Origin of the sequence: Streptomyces sp. NPDC001980 (assembly GCF_040296885.1) — a bacterium.
Lineage (GTDB): Bacteria > Actinomycetota > Actinomycetes > Streptomycetales > Streptomycetaceae > Streptomyces.
The window spans coordinates 54926-75334 of the sequence record NZ_JBEOYD010000027.1; the positions used below are offsets into that span (position 1 = coordinate 54926).

22 protein-coding genes are annotated in these 20409 nt (G+C 70.5%); all 22 read left to right on the forward strand.

The annotated features are described in order from the left end of the window. The first annotated feature begins 2 nt into the window (after nucleotides 1–2). Nucleotides 3–359 (forward strand): hypothetical protein, encoded by a 357-nt coding sequence (locus ABT137_RS33435; protein WP_351714865.1) that lies wholly within the window; start codon nucleotides 3–5, stop codon nucleotides 357–359. Continuing rightward, nucleotides 350–1168 carry an SPDY domain-containing protein gene (locus ABT137_RS33440; RefSeq protein WP_351714866.1) on the forward strand — a complete coding sequence of 273 codons (819 nt, stop codon included), beginning with the start codon at nucleotides 350–352 and terminating at the stop codon, nucleotides 1166–1168. Before ABT137_RS33435 ends, ABT137_RS33440 begins: the two co-directional genes overlap by 10 nt. Before the next feature lie 73 nt (nucleotides 1169–1241). Further along, nucleotides 1242–1754 carry a hypothetical protein gene (locus ABT137_RS33445; RefSeq protein ID WP_351714867.1) on the forward strand — a complete coding sequence of 171 codons (513 nt, stop codon included), beginning with the start codon at nucleotides 1242–1244 and terminating at the stop codon, nucleotides 1752–1754. Nucleotides 1755–1756: 2 nt separating this feature from the next. Next, nucleotides 1757–2533 (forward strand): SPDY domain-containing protein, encoded by a 777-nt coding sequence (locus ABT137_RS33450; protein WP_351714946.1) that lies wholly within the window; start codon nucleotides 1757–1759, stop codon nucleotides 2531–2533. Between the two features lie 32 nt (nucleotides 2534–2565). Beyond that, on the forward strand, nucleotides 2566–4356 hold the full coding sequence (locus tag ABT137_RS33455; RefSeq protein ID WP_351714868.1) for a type IV secretory system conjugative DNA transfer family protein: 1791 nt from the start codon (nucleotides 2566–2568) through the stop codon (nucleotides 4354–4356). After that, nucleotides 4353–4868: an XF1762 family protein gene (locus tag ABT137_RS33460; RefSeq protein WP_351714869.1), complete on the forward strand. Its 516-nt coding sequence runs from the start codon at nucleotides 4353–4355 to the stop codon at nucleotides 4866–4868. Before ABT137_RS33455 ends, ABT137_RS33460 begins: the two co-directional genes overlap by 4 nt. A gap of 31 nt (nucleotides 4869–4899) precedes the next feature. Next, complete coding sequence (locus ABT137_RS33465) at nucleotides 4900–5427, forward strand: hypothetical protein (RefSeq protein ID WP_351714870.1); 528 nt, start codon at nucleotides 4900–4902, stop codon at nucleotides 5425–5427. 220 nt (nucleotides 5428–5647) lie between these two features. Next, nucleotides 5648–6133: a hypothetical protein gene (locus ABT137_RS33470; RefSeq protein ID WP_351714871.1), complete on the forward strand. Its 486-nt coding sequence runs from the start codon at nucleotides 5648–5650 to the stop codon at nucleotides 6131–6133. Then, nucleotides 6114–6851 carry a hypothetical protein gene (locus ABT137_RS33475; protein ID WP_351714872.1) on the forward strand — a complete coding sequence of 246 codons (738 nt, stop codon included), beginning with the start codon at nucleotides 6114–6116 and terminating at the stop codon, nucleotides 6849–6851. The genes ABT137_RS33470 and ABT137_RS33475 overlap by 20 nt, the downstream gene beginning before the upstream one ends. A gap of 59 nt (nucleotides 6852–6910) precedes the next feature. Continuing rightward, nucleotides 6911–7717 (forward strand): hypothetical protein, encoded by an 807-nt coding sequence (locus tag ABT137_RS33480; protein WP_351714873.1) that lies wholly within the window; start codon nucleotides 6911–6913, stop codon nucleotides 7715–7717. Between the two features lie 106 nt (nucleotides 7718–7823). Then, nucleotides 7824–8426, forward strand: a complete 603-nt coding sequence (locus ABT137_RS33485; protein ID WP_351714874.1) for a hypothetical protein — start codon at nucleotides 7824–7826, stop codon at nucleotides 8424–8426. Nucleotides 8427–8617: 191 nt separating this feature from the next. Then, nucleotides 8618–9028, forward strand: a complete 411-nt coding sequence (locus ABT137_RS33490) for a hypothetical protein (protein ID WP_351714875.1) — start codon at nucleotides 8618–8620, stop codon at nucleotides 9026–9028. 94 nt (nucleotides 9029–9122) lie between these two features. Continuing rightward, nucleotides 9123–9863: a tryptophan synthase subunit alpha gene (gene trpA / locus ABT137_RS33495; protein ID WP_502984611.1), complete on the forward strand. Its 741-nt coding sequence runs from the start codon at nucleotides 9123–9125 to the stop codon at nucleotides 9861–9863. Next, nucleotides 9856–10317: a hypothetical protein gene (locus ABT137_RS33500; protein ID WP_351714876.1), complete on the forward strand. Its 462-nt coding sequence runs from the start codon at nucleotides 9856–9858 to the stop codon at nucleotides 10315–10317. The genes trpA and ABT137_RS33500 overlap by 8 nt, the downstream gene beginning before the upstream one ends. 56 nt (nucleotides 10318–10373) lie before the next feature. Next, nucleotides 10374–11297 (forward strand): adenine nucleotide alpha hydrolase family protein, encoded by a 924-nt coding sequence (locus ABT137_RS33505; protein ID WP_351714948.1) that lies wholly within the window; start codon nucleotides 10374–10376, stop codon nucleotides 11295–11297. Continuing rightward, the gene (locus ABT137_RS33510; protein ID WP_351714877.1) at nucleotides 11294–12565 is read left to right on the forward strand and encodes a DNA cytosine methyltransferase; all 1272 of its coding nucleotides are present in this window, start codon (nucleotides 11294–11296) and stop codon (nucleotides 12563–12565) included. The genes ABT137_RS33505 and ABT137_RS33510 overlap by 4 nt, the downstream gene beginning before the upstream one ends. After that, nucleotides 12565–13683 carry a DnaB-like helicase N-terminal domain-containing protein gene (locus ABT137_RS33515; protein ID WP_351714878.1) on the forward strand — a complete coding sequence of 373 codons (1119 nt, stop codon included), beginning with the start codon at nucleotides 12565–12567 and terminating at the stop codon, nucleotides 13681–13683. The genes ABT137_RS33510 and ABT137_RS33515 overlap by 1 nt, the downstream gene beginning before the upstream one ends. Before the next feature lie 356 nt (nucleotides 13684–14039). Further along, nucleotides 14040–14525, forward strand: coding sequence for a hypothetical protein (locus ABT137_RS33520; RefSeq protein ID WP_351714879.1), 486 nt, complete (start codon nucleotides 14040–14042; stop codon nucleotides 14523–14525). A gap of 23 nt (nucleotides 14526–14548) precedes the next feature. Beyond that, nucleotides 14549–16126, forward strand: coding sequence for a site-specific integrase (locus ABT137_RS33525; protein WP_351714880.1), 1578 nt, complete (start codon nucleotides 14549–14551; stop codon nucleotides 16124–16126). 38 nt (nucleotides 16127–16164) lie between these two features. Beyond that, entirely contained in the window at nucleotides 16165–17877 is a 1713-nt protein-coding gene (locus tag ABT137_RS33530) for a hypothetical protein (RefSeq protein WP_351714881.1), read from the forward strand. Next, nucleotides 17874–19979, forward strand: coding sequence for an integrase (locus ABT137_RS33535; protein WP_351714882.1), 2106 nt, complete (start codon nucleotides 17874–17876; stop codon nucleotides 19977–19979). Before ABT137_RS33530 ends, ABT137_RS33535 begins: the two co-directional genes overlap by 4 nt. Then, entirely contained in the window at nucleotides 19976–20398 is a 423-nt protein-coding gene (locus ABT137_RS33540; protein WP_351714883.1) for a hypothetical protein, read from the forward strand. The genes ABT137_RS33535 and ABT137_RS33540 overlap by 4 nt, the downstream gene beginning before the upstream one ends. Nucleotides 20399–20409: the final 11 nt, after the last annotated feature.

Genomic DNA, 20409 nt, shown 5'->3' on the forward strand with positions numbered 1-20409 from the left:
CGATGCCCACACTCACCCCGGACACCATCCACACCCTGACCGAAACGCTCGCGGACCTCACCGACTACCTGCGCGAGAACCCCGACCCCGAAGAAGCCCTCGCCCTCGTCGAGCCCCTCCTCGACGAGTACACGGGCCTGCCCGTCCAGTTCGCCGACACGCTGCGCGCCCTCGCCCGCGCCGTACAGGACCACCCGGACACGCCGCGCACGGCGCAGGGCGACCTGCTGATCACCGAGCTGCGCACGGCCGCATGGGAACTGGCCGACCAGCACACCCTCCACTACGTGCTGGACGATCTCCGCGACCTGTACGGCAGTTCACCGACGAGCGAGCAGGAGTGCTGCTGGTGCCGCTGAGCGAACGGCAGCTCGTCGCCTTCGCCGACAAGCACGCCACGCAGATCCCGTACGACACCAGCCCCCGCCACCTCGCCGGTCCCGGAGACGCCCGCCACGTCACCCACGGTCTGGCCGCCGCCGGATGGAACACGGTCTCCGACCCCCTGAGCGCCGAAATCATCCTGGCAAGCCCTGACCTTCGCCACCGGCTCCAGTTCGACCCGCAGTCCCGCACCTCGGCGTGGTGGCGGCTACGAGCCGAGCCCACCGGCACCCAGCCCGGCTGGTACGCCGAGTTCGGCGAACTCGTGCCCGCGGAGGTCCTCACCGCCCTCACCGACGCCCTCATCGCCCTGCCGCCACAGCAGCAGGACCCGTGGCAGCAGGTGGCCTCGGCAGGATGGCACCACAAGCCAGACGGCGTGCGTTCGCCGGACTCCATGTGCCACATCGAACTGCGGCCGCTGAGCGAATCCCACGACCGGTCGTCCTGGCACGTCGAGACCCGCGAGCCCTGCCACGGAGGATTTTCCGGCCCGCGCATCTGGCACGCCTACCTCGACGAGCACACCCCCGCTCACCTGGTCAGCGCGTTCCTCACCGCGCTGACCGACCACAGCCCGCTCCAGCGAGGCATGTACGACCGCACCGGCCACTACAGCGCCGTGCAGGAGCCCAGCCCGCTGCGCCCGCAGCAGGTGGTCGACGCCCACACCGCGCGCATCAAGCACCTGCGCGCCCAGGCACGCTCAGCCCGCCGCCAGCAGACGAAACCCGCGACGACCCCGGCGCGCGCCACTACCGCGCACCCGGCCGCTCTCCGCTGACCTGACAGGACCCCTCCCCATCTCCCGAGACCACCACGCACACCGCGACTTTCTGCGCCACCTCGACCACTACGTGCGCGACAGCCAGAAGATCCTCGACGCCTGGGACGCCTACTCCGACGAATACACCGACCTCGACGGCTGGCCCTACGACGACCACGCCTACGGCATGCGCAAGAGCCAGCGCGACGCCGACACCGCCGAGGCGTTCGAACCGCTCCGCTACGGCGCCCGCCACCTGCTGGCGACGGCCGAGATGCAGCTGGTCCAACTGCCGGAGAACACGGTGCAGGGCCGCTGGGTCTACCAACTGGGCGTCCTGCACACAGCCCTGGACCGGCTCGACGAACTGCACGAGCAATGGCTGCTCACCCGCGACGCCCTCCCCGCCACAGCCAAGCCCGGCACGCCGGACTTCGACGACGCCCTCGCCGAACATCACGCCGAATCGTGGAGCTACCTCGACGACTGGGCCACCCACGGCAAGGCGCTCCGGGAAATCAACACCGCAGCCCGCAAGGCCCCTTCACCCTTGGCTCCCACACCGGCCCTCGCACCCGCCCGGCGAACCGCGGCACGGACGTGACCATACCCCCGGCTCCCGAGACCGTCGAGGTCGACTTCATCACCCCGCGCCACCTCGCCGGCGGGGGCGACCCCGCATGGATCACCGTCCCCCTCCACCGCGCCAGCAGCTGGAGCCACGGCGACGACCCCCTCATGCCGCGCGTCCTGCTCTCCAGCCCCGACCAGCAAGCCCTCCTGCGCCTGGAGCCCGACCCCGACGACCAGTGGTGGACCCTGCACCACGCCGCAGAGCCGAACCGACCTGCCTGGTACGCGAGCTTCGGTGCCCGTACCCCCGTCGAACTGATCGCCGCCTTCACCGACGCCCTCACCGACCCGGCTCCGGCCGCTGACGCGCCGTGCGACCCGTACGGAGCGCTCCATCAGGCTGGCTGGTCACCGTACGGCGACAACGGCCTCGCCTCCCCCGACAAGACGGCGTACGTCGAGCGGCTGGGAACACCAGCTGATCCGGGAGCCTGGTTCGTCACCGTCACCCTCGGCACGCACCAGAAGGTCTGGCAGGCCCGCTTCGGCGCCCACACCCCGCCACCCCTCGTCGCCGCGTTCACCACCGCGCTCACCGACCCGAAGCCCGTGCACCGCACCGACAGCGGGCGCAGCCTACCGACCCTCGACCCGGACGTCGTCACCCGCAAGACCACCGACGTGCTCGCGGTGTACGTCGCCGGCGCCCTGGAAGACCGCGTCCGCTCCCTCGCTGCCCGGCACACCACCACGCCACCGGTCCCGATCCCCTCACGGCAGGCGCCGCCCAGGCACAGTCGCAGCCGCTGACCCTCACCTCCCCGCCCGGAAGCACGTAGCCCTTGCCCCCTTCCTCCTCCAACAGCAACACCGACGGATACGACCTCGTCCTGCGCCTGATGATCGGTGTGCTCGCCATCGTCGTCCCCCTTTCCCACCTGGCCTGGCTGTCCGGCAACATCACCGCCTACCTCACCGGCACCAGCTGGGCCCCGTACCAGCCGACCAAGGCCCTGCTCCATCCCGAGCAGGTCTGGCCCGCCGCAGGCGCAACCTCCCTGCTGATCGGCGCCCGCATCGTCCCCGTTCTCCTGTTCCTCGCCCTCGGGGCAGGGGCGGGCGTCGTGTGGGCCCGGCACAAGAGCCGAAGCGGCGGCCGGAAGAAGATCACCGACATGGCCAAGGCCCGGGACATCGAGCCGCTGATGGTTAAGGCGATCACCGACAAAGCCCGCTCCCTGCGCCCCGGTCTGAAGGACACCAAGCACATCGCCGCGAAAGACACCGGCATCCTTCTCGGCAACCTTCAGGGCAGCCGCCACGAGGTACGCATGGGGTTCGAGGACGTCGCCGTCGCGATCATGGCGCCCCGGTCCGGCAAGACCACCTCACTCGCCATCCCCTCCATGCTCGGCGCACCCGGCCCGGTCCTGCTGACGTCGAACAAGGCCGCCGGCGACGCCTTCACCACCGCCTACGAGGCAAGGGCCCGGGCGGGGACGGTGTGGACCATGGACCCGCAGCAGATCGCGCACGCCGCCCGCGAGATGTGGTGGAACCCCCTCGCCAGCGCGAAAACCCTGGACGGGGCGAACCGGCTCGCCGGACACTTCCTCGCCGCCTCCGTGGACGCGTCCCAGCAGGGCGACTTCTGGTCGAAGGCTGGCAGCAACATCCTGTCTCAACTGCTGCTGGCCGCAGCGCTCGACGAGCGCCCGATCACCGACATCATGCAGTGGCTCGCCTTCCCCGCCGACCGCACACCGCTCGACATCCTGCGCGACCACAACTTCGCCGCCGTCGCCGCTCAGCTCAAAGGCACGGTGGAGGGACCGCCCGAGACCCGAGACGGCATCTACGAGACCGCCCGCCAGTACGCCTCCGCCCTCCTGAGCGCGGAGATCGCCGCATGGGTGACCCCACAGAAGGACGTCCGCGAATTCCGGCCGGAGCAGTTCGTCACGTCCACCGACACGCTGTTCCTGCTCAGCAAGGACGGCGGAGGCGGCGCCTCGGCGCTGATCGCCGCGTGCGCGGACTCGGTGATGCGGGCCGCGACCTCCCAGGCCGAACGCGCCGGCGGGCGCCTGGATCCGCCCATGCTGGCGATCCTCGACGAGGCAGCCAACGTGTGCAAGATCTCCGATCTCCCCGACCTTTACAGCCACTTGGGTTCACGCGGGATCATCCCGATCACGATCCTGCAGTCCTACCGGCAGGGACAGAAGGTGTGGTCGGACGCGGGCATGGACGCCCTGTGGTCCGCCTCCACCGTCAAGGTGATCGGCAGCGGCATCGACGACCCCGACTTCGCCGACAAACTCTCCCGCCTCATCGGCGACCACGACGTGGAGACCACGTCCACCTCGCACTCGGAGTCCGGCAAGAGCACGTCGGTGTCGATGCGACAGGAGCGGATCCTGCCCGCCGACGCGATCCGCGCCCTGCCCAAGGGCACCGCCCTCTGCTTCGCCACCGGCATGCGCGCTGCCATGCTCGATCTTCGGCCGTGGTACCGGGAGCCCGGCGCGGAGGAACTGTCGGCGGCGTCCGCCCGCGCGTCGCAGGCGATCACCGCCCGCGCCGTCGCGAAGCACACGCCAACGCAGTCCGACTTCGGGAAGGCCGTGTGAGCGACACCCCGCTGCACCTAGTGCCGGTCCGCTCACGCCAGGCGAAGGAGTTCGTGCAGACCTGGCACCGACACCACCCTCCGCCCGCGGGGCAGATCTTCGCAGTCGGCGCCGCCGACGACACCGGCATCCTGCGCGCGGTCGCGATCGTTGGCCGGCCCGTGGCCCGCCACCTCGACGACGGTGCCACCCTCGAAGTCACCCGGACCGCCAGCGACGGCACGCGCAACGCCAACTCCCTGCTCTACGGGGCATCGTGGCGCGCGGCTAAGGCCCTCGGATACCGGCGCCTCATCACGTTCACCCAGGAGGACGAGAGCGGTGCCTCCCTGCGCGGCGCGGGCTGGCACCTGATCGCCAGCCGCCCGCCCCGGGCCGGATGGCACACCCCCTCCCGGCCCCGGACCGGCCACGGAAACGACCACGTCGCCCGCTTCCTGTGGCAAGCCCCTGAGCAGATGTCGGCAGACAACCTGCCCAGCAACCGACAGCCCCCTTCACCGTGCTCGTAGCGCGACCGACCGGACCGGAGTAGCCCTGCACATGGTCGACTTGACCGAACACACTCGCCTGCTCGGCGAGGTTTCCCCCGCCCTGAAGGAGTTGTCTGCCGAGGCCAGACGCATCCAAAAGGGCGAGATCGCCAAGCCTGTCCGCGAGATTGCGCCCCTCAGCCTGCGGGTGCACGAGCTGGCCGTGCAGTGCACGCGCCAGGTCCACGACCTGTCGGTCAGCCAGTATCCCGCGATGGAGGGCGGCGCCGAATCCCTGGCGCACCTCGCCGGCGCCTGCGCACAGATCTCGCTCGCCGCCACACTGTGCAACCTCGCCATCCATCACCGCACCGAGATCTACCTGTTCGAGGACGCCGATCCCACTCCCGCGACCAGCGCCGATCGACTTCGCCGCGCCGGCGACGAGATGCAACGCGCCGCCACAACCTATCTGGCCGTGGCACAGCAGTTGTCCCGCCGCCTCGCTTCCTTTACGACGCGTCCTGAGGGCCCGCGACGCAGCTCACCCCAGACCCATGCGAAGCCGCCGGCTCCTGCTGCCCGACGCCGCGCCTGACAGCACCCCGAGCCGACCGGCCCGATACCACCACCCCGCCCGGGGCAAAGCGCCACGTTCCTTCCGCAGCGGAGTCGAGTCCCAGCTGGAGCAAGACGGTCTTGCCCCTCGGCAGACAAGCAGACGGCTCGTCCTACCGCCCGCGGGACGGGCTGAACGAGCGCGGAACCCCACGCCAGGAGAAGACCTGCACACCTACGAACCTCGCGACCTCGAAGACATGCCCGCACTCGATGCCGTGGACGCCGTGACCGCGGACATTCACGACCACCGCATCACCGTGGACGACACCGGCCTGTTCAACGCCATGCGGCACATCGACCTGCTGTGCCACCTCACCACGCGCGTGGCAGCCGACGCCGAGTACCAGCTCGCGCCGAACATCGCCGACCTCCCGCCCGCCAAGACCCTCGGTGTGAGTGCCGGCCATCTCGGACAGGCAGTCGCCCACTACACCCAGGCGCTCGCCCCGCTCGCCACCCTCACCACCACAGCGCAGGACACGCTCCAGCACAAGCTCGACGCACTCGGCCACCACAGCAGCCTGCGGATCCACCTCGACGACGCCGTCCGGGCCCTGGCCGCCGCCCGCACCGCACTGGAAGTGCAGCAGCCCCTCACTGCCGCGAGCACGCCCGCCCCAGTCCCGCGTCACGCCCCGGCGGTCCGGCGGTCCGGCGGCGAGCATGACGACACCGCCCGGTGAGGGCCTCCTGTTCGACGTAGCCGCCCCGCCGACGCCGGTCGAACGGCTGCTGCTGCACAACGACACGCTCGACCGGATCCTGCGGGCCGAGCCGTCCTCGGAGCCCGACGACCACGCCCCCTCCGCACAGCAACTCGCCGCCGCAACCAACGCCGCCATCAAAGCGGTCACCGACGAACGCCTCTTCCAAAGCCACGAACAGTCGGACGCAGTGGTCCGCCTCCAGCAGCTCGCCTTCCTGAGCAGCGCCTCCGCGGATCACGGACCCCACATGGCCCGCATACTGACCGCCCTGGCACCCGAGGCAACCATGGGGTGCGCCGACACCGTCGCCTACGAGATACGACACCGACGTGGGAGCACCAGCGATGCTCCGGACCACCCACTGACCGCCACGCACCGCACCGCCTTGTGGGAGATCGCCTGCGGGAACGTCGTGGCCACCAGCTCCCTCGGGCGGCAGTACGTCCACTACCGCGACGAGCGCGTGCTCATCGGCACACTGCGGGCACTGGAGGCGAACGGACTCGCGGAGCGCGTCCCGAAATCCGCGCCCTCCGCCTACGTGGGCGGCCCGCTCCAAGACCGAGTCCGTCTCACCGCGGCCGGCACCACCGCCCTGGCCAGCTCCATCAGCAGCCCGCCCGCCCGCAGAGCGCCCGACACGGCCCCCGCACCCGCACCCACCGCTGCGAAGGCGGCCACCCGCAGCCGCTAACTGATCCACCGGAGCCACACCCGCCCATGACCTCGCACAACCCCGCAGATCACGCGGAAATGACCAACCCGACCGCACCAGCCGAACATCTCCTGCTTCTGGCCGCCGACTTCACCCGGCACAACGACGCCCTGACCCGGATCCGGCTGACCGACTCCAGCCCCGCCACCGCCCTCACCCAGCAGATCGGCCTCACCCAGCACCTGGCCGACTCTGCGCTGCACACCGTGGACGTCCTCAACGCGCAGCCGATGTATCACAGTCACGCGATCTACACCGTGTACGCGCGAGTGAAGCAGCTCGCCCAGCTGACGACCGACGCCGCCGACCATCTCCTGAACGCCGTGGACATCCTCGACCACGCCCGCGACGGAATCCCGCTGCAGGACGAAGGCCCGCTCCTGACCCACCAGCAGGCCGTAGGGGAAGCCGCCAGCCGCCTCGCCCTCGCACGGAACCTGACAGCGCTCGGGGCCCACGACGCCGTCGCGACCGCCGAACTGTTCGTCACCGAACGGCGCCGCCGAGGCGTCCACCCCACGCACCAGCAACCGGCGCTTTCTCACACCCAGGACGCCGCCCTGCGCGCCGTCGCACAGGGAGAGGTGACGATCAGCGGCGGCAAACCGGACATCCACAGTGACTCCGTCCGCGTCTCCATCACCACCATCCGCTCCCTGGAATCCCGCGGCCTGGTCACCCGCGAACCATGTCTGCTCCGGCTGCGTGACGAGCGGGTCCACCTCACCACCGACGGGTACCGCGGTCTGGCCGCCGCCTTCGGTCGGCCACGGGCCCCCGCCCTCACCGCTGCCCGACCCACCACCAGCCTGAGCGCCAAGACAGCACGCACAGCAACCCGTTGACCTTCCCCCTCCGCCCGCTGTACTGCACGCCCTGCCGTCCCAGTCAGTCCCCGCGAGCCCACTGCCGTTCCTCTCGGCCTGCAGCCATCCGCCCCCTTGGACCACCATGTCAATTCTGGACGTCCCCGACGTATTCATCGGGTCCACCGACGACGGGCACACCTTCGTCATCCTCAACCGCCGCCTTCGCGACGCCGACCGGCTGCTCACCGAGGCCGGCTTCCTCCCCCGTGAACACCTCGGCCGCATGCTCTACCTGCTGCCACCGGGTACCACGCAGGACGTACACGAGCGCGCTGGCGTCGCGATGTACGGGCTCCTGGCCCACACTCACGACCTCGTCGACCTCTCCTGGACGACCCGATGGAATCCCGACCAGCCGGCAGGAGGACCAGACCTGCAGTTCCAGTTCGGTGACGGCACGGTTGCCGTGACCGCCTCAACCACCACCGCCCGTTCCCTGCTGGAGCAACACGACTTCGTCCCGACAGCAGACGGCGCCTCCTACCGCCCGCGGGACGGGCTGGACGAGCGCGGACTCCTCGGGACCGTCACCGCTGCCGAGGCGCACACATACGCCCACGGTCTCAACACCCGCGTCCGCCTGAGCATCCCCACACCAGCCGACATCCCCGCCAGTGCCCGCCGCCGCCCAACTGCCGCCACCGGTCCGCGGACCACGCCCTCGGCGCGGCGCCGCACCCTCTGACCAACCGCGCAGCATCCTTCACCGCCATCCGAGGTGCTTCCACGTCCTCCGACACCCCCACCGTGCATGATCTCGCCCGTGCTCTCGCCGACCAGCTCCACCCGGGTGCCGCTCCCCGGGACGTAACCGTCAGTTTCAGCGCCCGCCGGCAAGCCCCCGTCGAGTACCGCAGCCGCGGTCGAGGCGGGCCCGTGACGGTCTACGCCCAGGCACTGCACGCCGCCCTCTTCGGACTTCCCGCGTACGACGAGCCCCTGCCCACCGCTCTGGACGCGCTTCTGCAGGCCACAGACACCGTGGCCGCCCCGGACCATAAGACCGCGGTCCTGCGGCAGGTTGCCGAGCAGCTGCGCAACGCCGCCGAGATCATCCAGCGCTGCCAGTACCGAGCCCAGTGGGACCGGCTCCCCGCCGATGTCGCCGAACAGCTCGCTGACGCTCACGACCGCGCCCAGCACATCGCCCAGGCCCTCGACCGCGTGGCCCCTGCCTTCAGCCACCGGCCCACCACGGACACCACGCCCAGTGCCCAGGCCGCCCAAGGCCGGAGCGTCACCGCTCCCGTAGCCGCCCCGCCATCACCGGCCACACGCCACCGCTGACCTGCGGCGACAGTCTACCCGCCGAGAAGGACACCCCCTGGCCACCACCGACCCCCTCCGCACCCTCCTCGCCCAACCCCGATGCGCGCTCGGCGTGTTCGTTCCCGCCGGACTACATTCGCCCCGCGCCCAGCGCCGTCAACTCGACCAGATCGCACAGGCAGGTGCCGGCCTGTTCGAGATCGGCCTCGCCCACCATGACGCCCACCTCGACGGACCTGTCATCCAAGCGGCCTACCGCCGCGCCCTGAGTCGCGGAACCGTCCTCGCCCGCGCCCTCCGCGCGGTCGAACACGCCGCCAGCCTGCGGCCGACCGTCGTCATGACCTACTGGGCCCCCGTCAGCCGACACGGCCCCGAACACCTGGCCCGTCTGTTCGCTGACGCGGGTGCCGTCGGCGCGATGGTCGTCGACCTGCCCGACCACCAGGCAGAGCGCTGGCAAGCCGCAGCGAAAAACGCGAATCTTCACACCCCACGCCTCGTCCCGCGCCACATCGCTGACACCGACCTCGCCACCGTGGCCGCCAGCGCGTCGGGATGGCTCTACGCACCCGCCAGAACCGCCCCCACCGGCTACCGCGGCCCGCTCGACGTCCCGGCGCTCGCCGACTTCACAACACGCCTTCGCGCCGCAAGCCCCCTACCCGTCGTGTCAGGCGTAGGCATCTCCACCCCGGCCCTCGCGGCACGCGTCGCACCACTGGTGGACGCCGTCGTCATCGGCACCCCCGTCGTCCGCACCCTGATGACCGCCCCCGAGCAAGCCCCCGCTTCGACCGCCGCGTTCGCCCAAGCCCTGAACCCGCACGCCACCACGGAGACCCGTGCCTGACCCCACCAACCCGACCCCGGTCCTCGCCCAAATCGCGTCAGACGCGTCATCCCTGCACCAAACCCTGCGCGTCCGCCCCGCCGGCCGCAGCACGTCCACACTGACCACGCGGATCACCGACGCCCAGCAACTCGCCGACACCGCCCTGCGGCTATTCCTCGCCGTCAGACCGCAGACGTCGCGGCCCTCACCTCCGGACCTGCTACTCCTTCACCAAATCGCGCAGATCGCCAAGGCCGCCCAGGACGCCCAGGACGCCGCCGCCGAACTGACCGCTGCCCTTGCCCGCGGCGTGGAGAACCAGCGCCGCCAGGCCGACGCCACATCAGGACGGGTCGTCCTGATCGGGCCAACACCGCAGCAGCTCATCGCGTCGGCCGCCGACCTCCTCGACCACATCCCCGCCCTGTGCCACGCCCTAACCCGCGACCGGCCGGAATCCCCCTGCCACTGACGCGACAGCCGCGATACGGGCACAGGCCCCCCGTTTCCCTACTCCCAGGACAGCCCATTTCAGATCAGCCCCGATTCCGCGCCCTATCTCTCGGCGCGGGAGTTCAATCCAGCACCCTCCTCGCCCTGTCAGCCGAGGGCATTCTCCCCAGGGTCGACTACGCGATTTTCGCCAACACCGGATGGGAACCCAAAGCGGTCTATGCGCACCTTGATCGCCTGGAAAATGAGATAGCCGAACCCGCCGGGATACCCGTACTGCGCGTGTCGGCCGGAAACATCCGCAACGACGCCTTGAATCCCGGTCACCGGTTCGCATCCATGCCGCTCCACATCCTCAATCAGGACGGGCGGCCTGGAATGACCCGGCGGCAGTGCACCGGCGAATATAAGGTAAAGCCGATAAAGCAGAAGGTTCGCGAACTACTCGGATACCCCTACCCCGCCCGTATCCCGAAGACCGTCTTCGTCGAACAGTGGGTAGGAATCTCGACCGATGAATTCCATCGCGCGAAGGACGCAGACGTCAAGTACATGCGCAACCGGCATCCCCTCCTGGACATGTCCTGGAGCAGGGCCGACTGCGTGCGATACCTGACCTCACTCGGTCTCGCCGATACGCCGAAGTCGAGTTGCCTGGGATGCCCGTTCCACGGAAATGCGCAGTGGAGGCATATCAGGGACACCTCGCCGTCCGAGTGGGCGGACGTCGTCGAATTCGACGCGGCCATACGGCAGGGCAATGCCCGTGCCAATGCGTCGGGCAGCCGACTGCTCGGCGAGGCGTTCCTGCACCGCTCCCGCGTCCCGCTGAGCCAGGCGCCGATCGACCACGTCACCGCAGCCGAGCGAGCCGCCCTGCGGATCAGCGTGGACGAGGCCGACGTGCTGGAGAACGGTGTCGAGGACGGCTGCTCGCCCTGGGCGTGCCGCGGCGAAGCCGACGCGCTGACGCAGGACGACTTCGGGCTGGCCACGTGATACTCGACCTCTTCGCGGGGCCGGGCGGCTGGAGCAGGGCACTGTACGTCCTGGGCGTGCGCGACGTCGGGCTGGAATGGGACCAGTGGGCGTGCAAGACCCGTGCCGCAGCTGGGCAGTTGACCGTCCGGACCGACGTGGCGATGTATCCGACCTGGCCGTTCGTCGGCCGCACGCGCGGTGTGATCGCCTCTCCGCCGTGTCAGGCGTGGAGCATGGCCGGCAAGCGGCTCGGCCTGCTCGACCAGCCTCTGGTGCACGCGGCAGTCGAGGACCTGGCCGCCGGTCGGGACACCCGCGAACGCCTCCTCGCCGCGTGCCGCGACGAGCGCTCCCTGCTCGCCGCCGAGCCGATGCGCTATCTGTACGCGCTGAACACGGCCGGCGAACCCGACTGGGTCGCCATGGAGGAAGTACCCGACGTCCTACCCTTGTGGAAGCAGTACGCGGCCGTCCTGCGCGGGTGGGGCTTTTCGGTCTGGTACGGGATCCTCAACGCTGCGGATTTCGGCGTCCCGCAGACCAGGAAGCGGGCGATCCTCCTGGCCTCCCGCGTCCGTACGGCGCAGCCGCCCACGCCCACGCACGCCCAACTCGCCGAGCCCGACTCGCTGTTCGGCCCGGGCCGCGCCCGCTGGGTCAGCATGGCCGAAGCCCTGGGATGGGGAGCGACCGACCGGCCCGTCCCCACCGTCTGCGCGGGCGGCGGGCCCGGCGGCGGGCCCGAGCCGTTCCCGTCGGGCTCCCGCAAGACGCTGTCCGACGCCCGGGAGCGCGGCACCTGGATGCCCCGGCACGACGGGATGGTCCTCAAGTCCCGTAGTGAAGGCGCGGGATGGGCGGCACGGCACAGCACCCGCGAGAACCGTGCCGCCGACGCTCTCGCGCCGGCGTGCACCGCCGAGGCCCACCGCTGGTCCTGGTCCCTGCGCAGCAACAACCAGGCCAACGCCACCGTCCGTCCGCTGTCCGAGCCGGCCGGCACCCTGTTCTTCGGGCACCGCGCGAACGAGTGCACCTGGGTCGCCGAGCCTGCCTCACCGCCGGCCGAAGCATCCGACACGACGGCCGTTCCCGAGCCGATCCGGATCACCGCCCGCGAGGCCGGCCTCCTGCAGACCTTCCCGGCCAACTACCCCTGGGCCGGCAACAAGGGCCAGCAGTTCTCCCAGATCGGCAACGCCGTACCTCCACTGCTCGCCGGCCACCTCCTCGCCCCGCACCTCGGCGTCGCCCTCGACCCCGACGACTTCACTCTCGCCGCCTGATGCCCCACGCCCCCGAACCCGGCGAAGACGACCTCTACGCCAGCGCACCGCCGCAGCCGGTGTTCCACGTCGAGCAGGCCCTCCTCGGTGCCCTCCTCCTCGACCCGCACCGTCTGGACGACGTGAGCGGCATCGCCGCCGACTCGTTCTCCACCGCCGCGCACGCCGCCCTGTACGCCGCGATCACCACCCTGCCGCGGCCCGACCCGGCCGAGCACGCGAAGAACACCACGTGGCTCGACCGCGTCCTCGCCACTGGCCGGGAGCAGGCGCGCGGGCTGACCGCCTCCTACCTGCACACCCTCGTCCAGGTCTGCCCCTGGCCCAGCCACGCCCCCGCCTATGCCCGGATGGTCGAGGCCGAACACGCCTGCCGCCGCCTGCAGACGGCCGCCGAACGCCTCGTCCACACCGTCCACGACGCCACCCTCCCTCACCCCGTCCAGACGGTGCTCACCGAGGCCGACGCGCTCGCCGCGGTCGTGGACGACATCGCCAACCGCTTCCCGCCCCGCGCAGGCGTGCTGCCCCGCACCACGGCACCGCCGCCACCCACCGCACCCAACCCCGCAGAGGCCGTCGAGGAGGAGCAGATCCTCCTCGCCACCGCCACGGCGTACCCCTCCGACATCGACGCCGTCCGGTGGCTGCTCCCCGACGACCTCACCCTGCCGCTGCACGCCAGCCTGTGGCAGTGCCTGACCGCCCTGGCCCGCCGCCACGAGCCCGTCGACCCCGTCACGGTCCTGTGGGAAGCCCAGCAGCGCGGCCTGCTGGACGACGGCAGTGAACCGCGCGAGGTCCTCCGCATGCTGGCCGAACCCGCCGGATCCGTCGAGCACTGGGGCGAGCGCGCCCTGCAGCGCTCCCTCCTGGTCACGGCCGAGCACACCGGGCGGCGCATCGAGGCGTACGCCGCCGACCCGGCGAACACCCCGTTCCAGCTCGTCGTCGGCGCCCGCCGCGCCCTCGCCGACATCGGCGCCGTCCGCACCCGCTGGCAGCACGCCACCGCAGCCACCCCGCCACAGCGGCAACGGCCCGCTCCCACCACCCGCGCCGGCCCGCCGACCACCACAGTCGCGCACGCCGCCCGGTCCACACGAGCAACCCGATAGCCCCCGAGAACGCCGGTGGCCGGACCCGAAGACCCGGCCACCGGCAGAACAGACGAGACCCCCCACGTGACTCCCGCCATCGACGCCCACGTCCGCCTCGACACCCACCCCATTCACCCGAGCGCCGTGCAGGCCGTCCTGAGCGGCACGCAGGCCCACGTCGCCCTCATGGCTCTGGAGGCTGCCGACTGGAGCGTCGCCGCCACCAACGTCCTGATCCTGGCCCGCATCGATCACGAGGAGCCCTACTGGGCCGACGAGGCAGCAAAGCACCTGATCGCCGAAGGCATCACCGTCGAGATCACCCGCGGCTCCAGAAAGCCATCAACGAGGAATGGACCTGGGCGAACTATCCGATGCCATGGTGCACCCGCAGCGAAATCCGCGAGGTCTCCAATCAGGCCCAGAAGATCCACGACGACGTCCGCCACGGCCAGCTCCTCATCCACGCCCACGCCCACGACGGCCACCCCACCGTCGCCGTCGGCACCTACCTCCACCGAGGCGGCAAGTCCGTCTATCTGCATGGCGAGGACCACCTGCGCCAGGTCGCCGACACCTTCGACTCACCCGCGGAGGCACTGATGGCCTTCGAGAAGTTCCACGCGGCCGAGATGCGCCCCGGCCCGGCACCCCTGACCGACACCGAACGCGCCGCCATCGCAGCGCGCTCCGTCTTCGACGTCACCACGGCCAAGTCCGAACCTTCCCGCCCGGAGCGGGAGATCGTCCCCGTCTACCTGGCCGATGCCGGTGACCACGACGCGCTCCTCGACACCTTCCTCGACGCGCACGGCGAGTTCGAGAAGTGGCGCACCATCCCTATTGAATCGGCGTGTTGAAGCCGATCTGACAGGGTGGCGGGATGAGCAAGTGGCGTGTCTTCTGGGTTCCCAAGCCGGTGCCGATCGCCCCACCGCGGGCCCCTGTTCTCGCGGGGTGGACGGACCTTGCGGCGCGTGAAGCGTCAACCGGCATCCGGCCCGGCGACCCGATTCTGCTGGCGCCGGACTACCGCATCGATGAACTCCTCAGCCTGTACACGCGCAGTCACCCGTTCCGGGGACACACAAAGGAGACGAAGCGGAACTACATCACGGATCTCTGCCTGTTCCTCAACTTCTTATGGCAGCGCGGAAGGGTGTGGACGCAGGCGGTCGAGGCGGATATCGACGACTTCCAGTTCTGGCGGCAGACGTCGCCCGAGAACCCGGTACGGGTGGGCGGGAACAAGTGGAATCGTGACCTGGCTGCGCTGATGAACTTGTACAGGTGGGCGACGAAGCCGGGGAACGAGTTCCTACCGCGCAATCCGGTGCCGGTGCATCGCGTGATTGGCCGGCATGGTCAGATCGTGCAGGTGCCGGACGGGAAGGCGAAGGACGCCCGGGGCAGCAATGTTCACTGGCTGACGCCTCGGGCATTCCGGCTCTGGGTGGACATCGGGCTGCGCGGGTACGGCACTGATGGTCTTCCCACGCAGGGCTGGGTGGGCCGCCTGGAGGACCGCAACGTGGCGTTCGTGCGCTTGCTGACCTCGTCGGGGGTGCGGAGGCTGGAGGGCGCCTCGCTGCTGACGTTCGAGGTGCCGTCACTGCGTCTGGAGGGCGGCCGGTACTACACGGGGCGTCTCGCGGCAGCGGTCACGCGTTCCAAGAGGGCCCGTACCTACTACGTCGAGGCTCATGTGGTGGGCGATATCGAGAACTATGTCGACTCCTCGCGCGCCGCGGCCATTCGCACGGCGCAGGCTCGAGGCCGGTACGACGGCGTGCTGGGGATGCGGTTGGTCACCCGGGTGAGCCGGGGACCGAAGCCGACAGTGCACTGGTGCGACCGCCAGGGCGTCACGGGCCGCGTCGCGCTGACGGAGGCGACCGCGGAGGAACGGATGACGTGGTACACCGAAGGCCCGGAGGGACCGGAGCCGTTGTGGTTGTGGCTGAATGAGATGGGTCTGCCGTTCCAGCCGCATTCGTGGAACAACGTCTTCACGGCGGCGAACCGGCGGTGCCGGGCGGTGCTGGATCCGGAGCCGGAGCGTCGACTGGACCCGTATCGCAGCCGGGCGCCGTATGCGACGCCGCATTCCTGCCGGCACAGCTTCGCCCTCTACATGCTGGTGATCTTGCACCACTTGATGGACCGGCGGTTCGGTCTGAGCCCGGAGGAGCGGCGGGACTACCGGCTGCTTTACGGGGATCCGTGGCGGATGGTGCAGGACCTGTTGGGTCATACGTTCCTTGAGACGACCCGCGAGCGATATCTGGCCCCGGTCGCCGACCTTCAGTTGCGGTCGCTGCTGACCACCGCGCCCCCGTTCGGAGAAGGGGAGCAGCCGGTGCAGGGGATGGATGAGGTGTTCGCACGTCTGGCGCGGGAGGCCGAGGGCATCCAGGACATCGACGGCAAGCTACAGGTCACCCCGCGGGCCGCGGGATGAGCCGGCGCGGGCGTCCGGCGCCTTTACCGACAGCGCCGGTGCGCAGGCCACCGTTGCTGACGGGCGACGACCTCGTCGTCGAACACCGCGACCGAACGGGAGCCGTCGCGGTCTACGACTTCCGCACTCTGCCGGTCGAGGACGCTCTGCGCCGGTCACTGGCCCGCCTGTTCGCCGCGCGGTGCGTGCCCAGCCGGTGGACCTCGCATCACAGCAGCAGGTACTTCTGGCTCCCTTTGCAGGCGTTCACCGCGTACCTGGCCTCGTTGGACGCACCGGTTGCCGACCTCGACCAGCTGACCGCGGGGGTGTGGCAGCAGTGGAGGCTCAGCCGACAGAACACTCGGTTCGGCTACCGCCAGATCACCACGGTGCGAGGGCTGCTGCTGGACGATCCGCGGCTGTCCGCTGGGACGCGGGAGGCGCTCGCTCGCCGCGTCCTGCAGCCCGCGGTCAAGGAAGTGTCCTTCCATGAGGCCGAGTTCGACGCGATCGTCACCACGGCGCGGCGCATGTTCCGTGCCGCGCATCTGCGGATTACGGACAACGCCCGCCACCTCGCCGAATGGCGGTCGGGGGTGTTCTCTCACGGCAGCGAGGCAAGGCTGCTGGGTGAGGCGCTGGACTGTCTGGCCCGGACCGGTGAGGCGCCCCACGACACCCGGGTGCGTCATCAGCGTGGCCGAGTGCTCGCCCGCTATGCGCGGGTGCTGGGCGGGGAGCGGCCCGAGGACACGTGGCAGCGACTGTTCTTGACCCGGATGGAGACGGTCGCGCTGGGTGTGCTGCTGCTGGCCGAGCACGGCTGGAATTTGTCGGTGATCAACCGGTTGAAGGTGCCGCAAGCGTCCCCGGACGCCGGCAGCGACGGCCCGCGGATCTACCGAGTCGAGCTGGAGAAGCACAAGCGGGGCGCCGGACGGTACTTCGAGACCCGCAACCTCACCGACGACGGTGCCGCCTCCCCCGGACGGCTCATCACACAGGCGCTGGAGGCCACCGTGTTCGCCCGCGCGGCCGTGCACAGGCTGAGCCCCGGTACGGACCGCTTCTTGATCTGGCGCTCCGCCAGAGCCCCGCTGGAGCACCCGCACGACGAGAGCGGCAGGAAGTCGGGCATCGGGGTGTTCGGGTTCGGCATCTCCGGCCGTACGGCCAAGCAGTGGGCGACCCAACAGGGCTTCTCCTCGTCACCGTTCCGCCGGGGGCGACGGACGGTGAACACCCTGCACCGGCGCGCACCCGGACAGAACAGCCAGTCCACCCACGACCGCGTCTACACCCTGACCGATCCCCAGGTCCGCGAGAGAGCAATCCCGGTCATCGCCGAGGCAGTCGAAGCCGTCGTGACCCAAGCCCACGCGACCGTGCTCGCCGCCGAACTGCGCGAGAAAGCCGATTCGGCCGACCAGCCGACAGCCACCGCCGACTGCCATGACTACGACAACAGCCCCTATCCCGGACCCGGTGGCGGCTGCGGGGCCTCGTTCCTGATGTGCCTGGCCTGCCCCAACGCCCGGATCCACCCCGCCCACCACAGCCGCTTGGCCCACCTGCACCACGCACTCGACAACCTGCGCACCGCCCTGGACCCGGGCCAGTGGCACCGTCAGTGGGAGGACGGACACGCCCGCCTGGAACACCTCAAGGCCCAGCTCGGCACCGCGGTGTGGACCCGCGCCCTGGTCGACGTGACCGACACCGACCGCGACCTCATCGCCCTGCTGCTCAACGGAGACCTCGACCCGTGACGGCCACCCCAGCCCCTGTCCGTGTCCTTCCCGGACCCGACACCCCCGTCATCCCCGCCCACCGGATCGCCGGCAACTACACCGGCCCCATCGCGCACTACGCGGCGCCGGCCTGGCCGCTGCTCCCCATCAACGCCAACCCGGGCGTCACGCACAGCACCATCCACTGGCCGACGTTCCCCGCCCCGTTTCGGGAGGAGTTGCGGCTGGCCGCCTGGACCTTGATCAACGGTGAACTGCCCGCGGTGTTCCTGCGTGAGCGCCATCCCACCTGGCGCTCACGCCAGGCACCCAAGGCGCTCTGCCAGACGATCGGGACCTGGTGCCGGCTCGCCGTGTGGCTCACCGACCGGGGCATCACCACGCTGCGCGACTGCAACACCCAGGTACTGGATGAGTACGGCCGTCACCTGCGCGACAGTGGGGCGGCTCGCATCACGCTGCACAGCGTGCTGTCGTCGCTGACCCGGCTGTGGGTGTTCGACCAGCTCAGTGGCCGTCCCAGCGGCATCGGCCGCCCGCCGTGGGAGACCGAGGGGGTGGACGACTACCTGCCCGCGGCGACGCCGGGCGGCGAGAACGCCGCCGAGGCGATCGCCGAGCAGACCATGGGCCCCCTGCTCGTGTGGGCGATCCGCACGGTCGAGGAGTTCAGCGACGACATCCTGGCCGCCTGGACCGAACGCAACCTGCTGCATGCGCAGGCTGCCGCCAACAGCGCCACGCCCGCTTCACGAGCCGCTCTTCGGGCCTTCATGGACTGCACCGACGCCGATCAACTACCGATTCCGACCACACAGTGGCTGGGCAGAACCACGATCGCCGGCGCCTACATCGCCGCGCTCACCGGCGCCTCCCTGAGCCAGGTCTACAGCGCTACCCGTGATCACGGCTGGCGGCAGGCCGCCCGGGCCCGGCCCGGCCCCTGCCCGCTCCGTGTCCCGGTCACCGGCACACTCGGTGGCACCCCCTGGAGAGAGGCCGTCGACTACACCGAAGCAGGCTTCCTGATGCGCCAGTTGGGCACAGCGTGCTTCATCGTCATCGCCTACCTGACCGGGATGCGTCCCGGCGAGGCGGCCGGACTGCGCAGCGGCTGCTGCCCCGACCCGGAGCCGGACAACGCGGGGCGCACAGGGCGGCACTTGATCACGAGCACCGTGTATAAGACCGCCCGGGACGAAGACGGCAATCACTGCTCCGAGGGCGAAGTCCGCGATGCCCCCTGGGTGGCCATCGCCCCCGTCGTCAACGCCATCCGCGTCCTGGAAGCCATGGTTCCCCCAGGGCAGCTGCTGTTCGACCACCACGCCCACGACCTGCGCGGCACCCGGGCAGGCACCGGCTCCCTCACCGTGCACACCCTGGGCACCCGGGTGGAGGACTTTATCACCTGGGCCAACCACGAGGCCGCCGCCCGCGGGCTGGCCCACGAGGCCATCCCGCCGGATCCGCACGGCCTGATCGGTACCGAGCGGTTCCGCAGGAGCCTGGCCTGGCACATCGCCCGCCGCCCCGGGGGCCTGGTCGCGCTCGCGATTCAGTACGGCCATCTGCGGACTTCCGTAGCGGCCGGATATGCCGCGCGCAGCCGGGACGGCATCCACGACCTCCTTGACGTCGAGACGGCCCGCGCCACCATCGACACCGTCGCCGACCTCAACGCGGCCCTGGAGGACGGCCCCGGCATCTCCGGGCCCGCCGCCCGCCGCGCCATCAAGGCCGCCGCCACCGCGCCCCAGTACACCGGCACCGTCATCACCGCCCGCCAAGCCCGACAGATCCTCGCCAACCCCCACCTGGCCGTCTACGACAATCCCCGCGCGCTGCTGATGTGCGTCTACAAGCGCGACAAGGCCCTGTGCCACCGGGGCCTCAAGGACACCCCCAGTCTCGACCAGTGCGTCCCCGCCTGCGCGAACATCGCCCGCACCGACCAGCACGCCACCGGTCTCCGCCTCCGCGCCACCGCGCTTGACCGGCAGGCAAGTCACGCCCCCGGCCCGCTGGGCGAGCGTCTGCGCGACAACGCCGCCCGGCTGCGCGACCTCGCCGACGCCCACCACCGCACCCGCATCAGCCTCCAGGACGGCACCGCATGAGCCCCGCACCCGACGAACGCGACCGTATCCGCGCGGCCATGGACCGCATCCTGCGGGGAACCGCGCAGCACTCCAACGGCGCGCTGACGATCGTCGCCCTGGCCCAGGAAGCCGGCGTACCGCGCAACGCACTCACCCAGCGTCACCCGGACCTCAAGAACGACTTCTACACGCAGGTAAGGGCACGCGGACAGACACCGGACTCCGAGATCCGCCTGCGCCAGCAGATCGTCAAACTCAAGGAGCTCCGAGCCAAGGACACAGCGGAGCTCGCCCAATTGCGGACCGACGTCGCTCAGCTGGTCCGCGCTGTTAACCAACTGACCGTGGAGAACCGACAACTGCGCGGTGCCCTGTCGCAGCCCACCTCACCCGTTCGAGTGGTACCAGCCCAACCGCACCCGAACCGGACCCACTGAGAGGTCCCCGA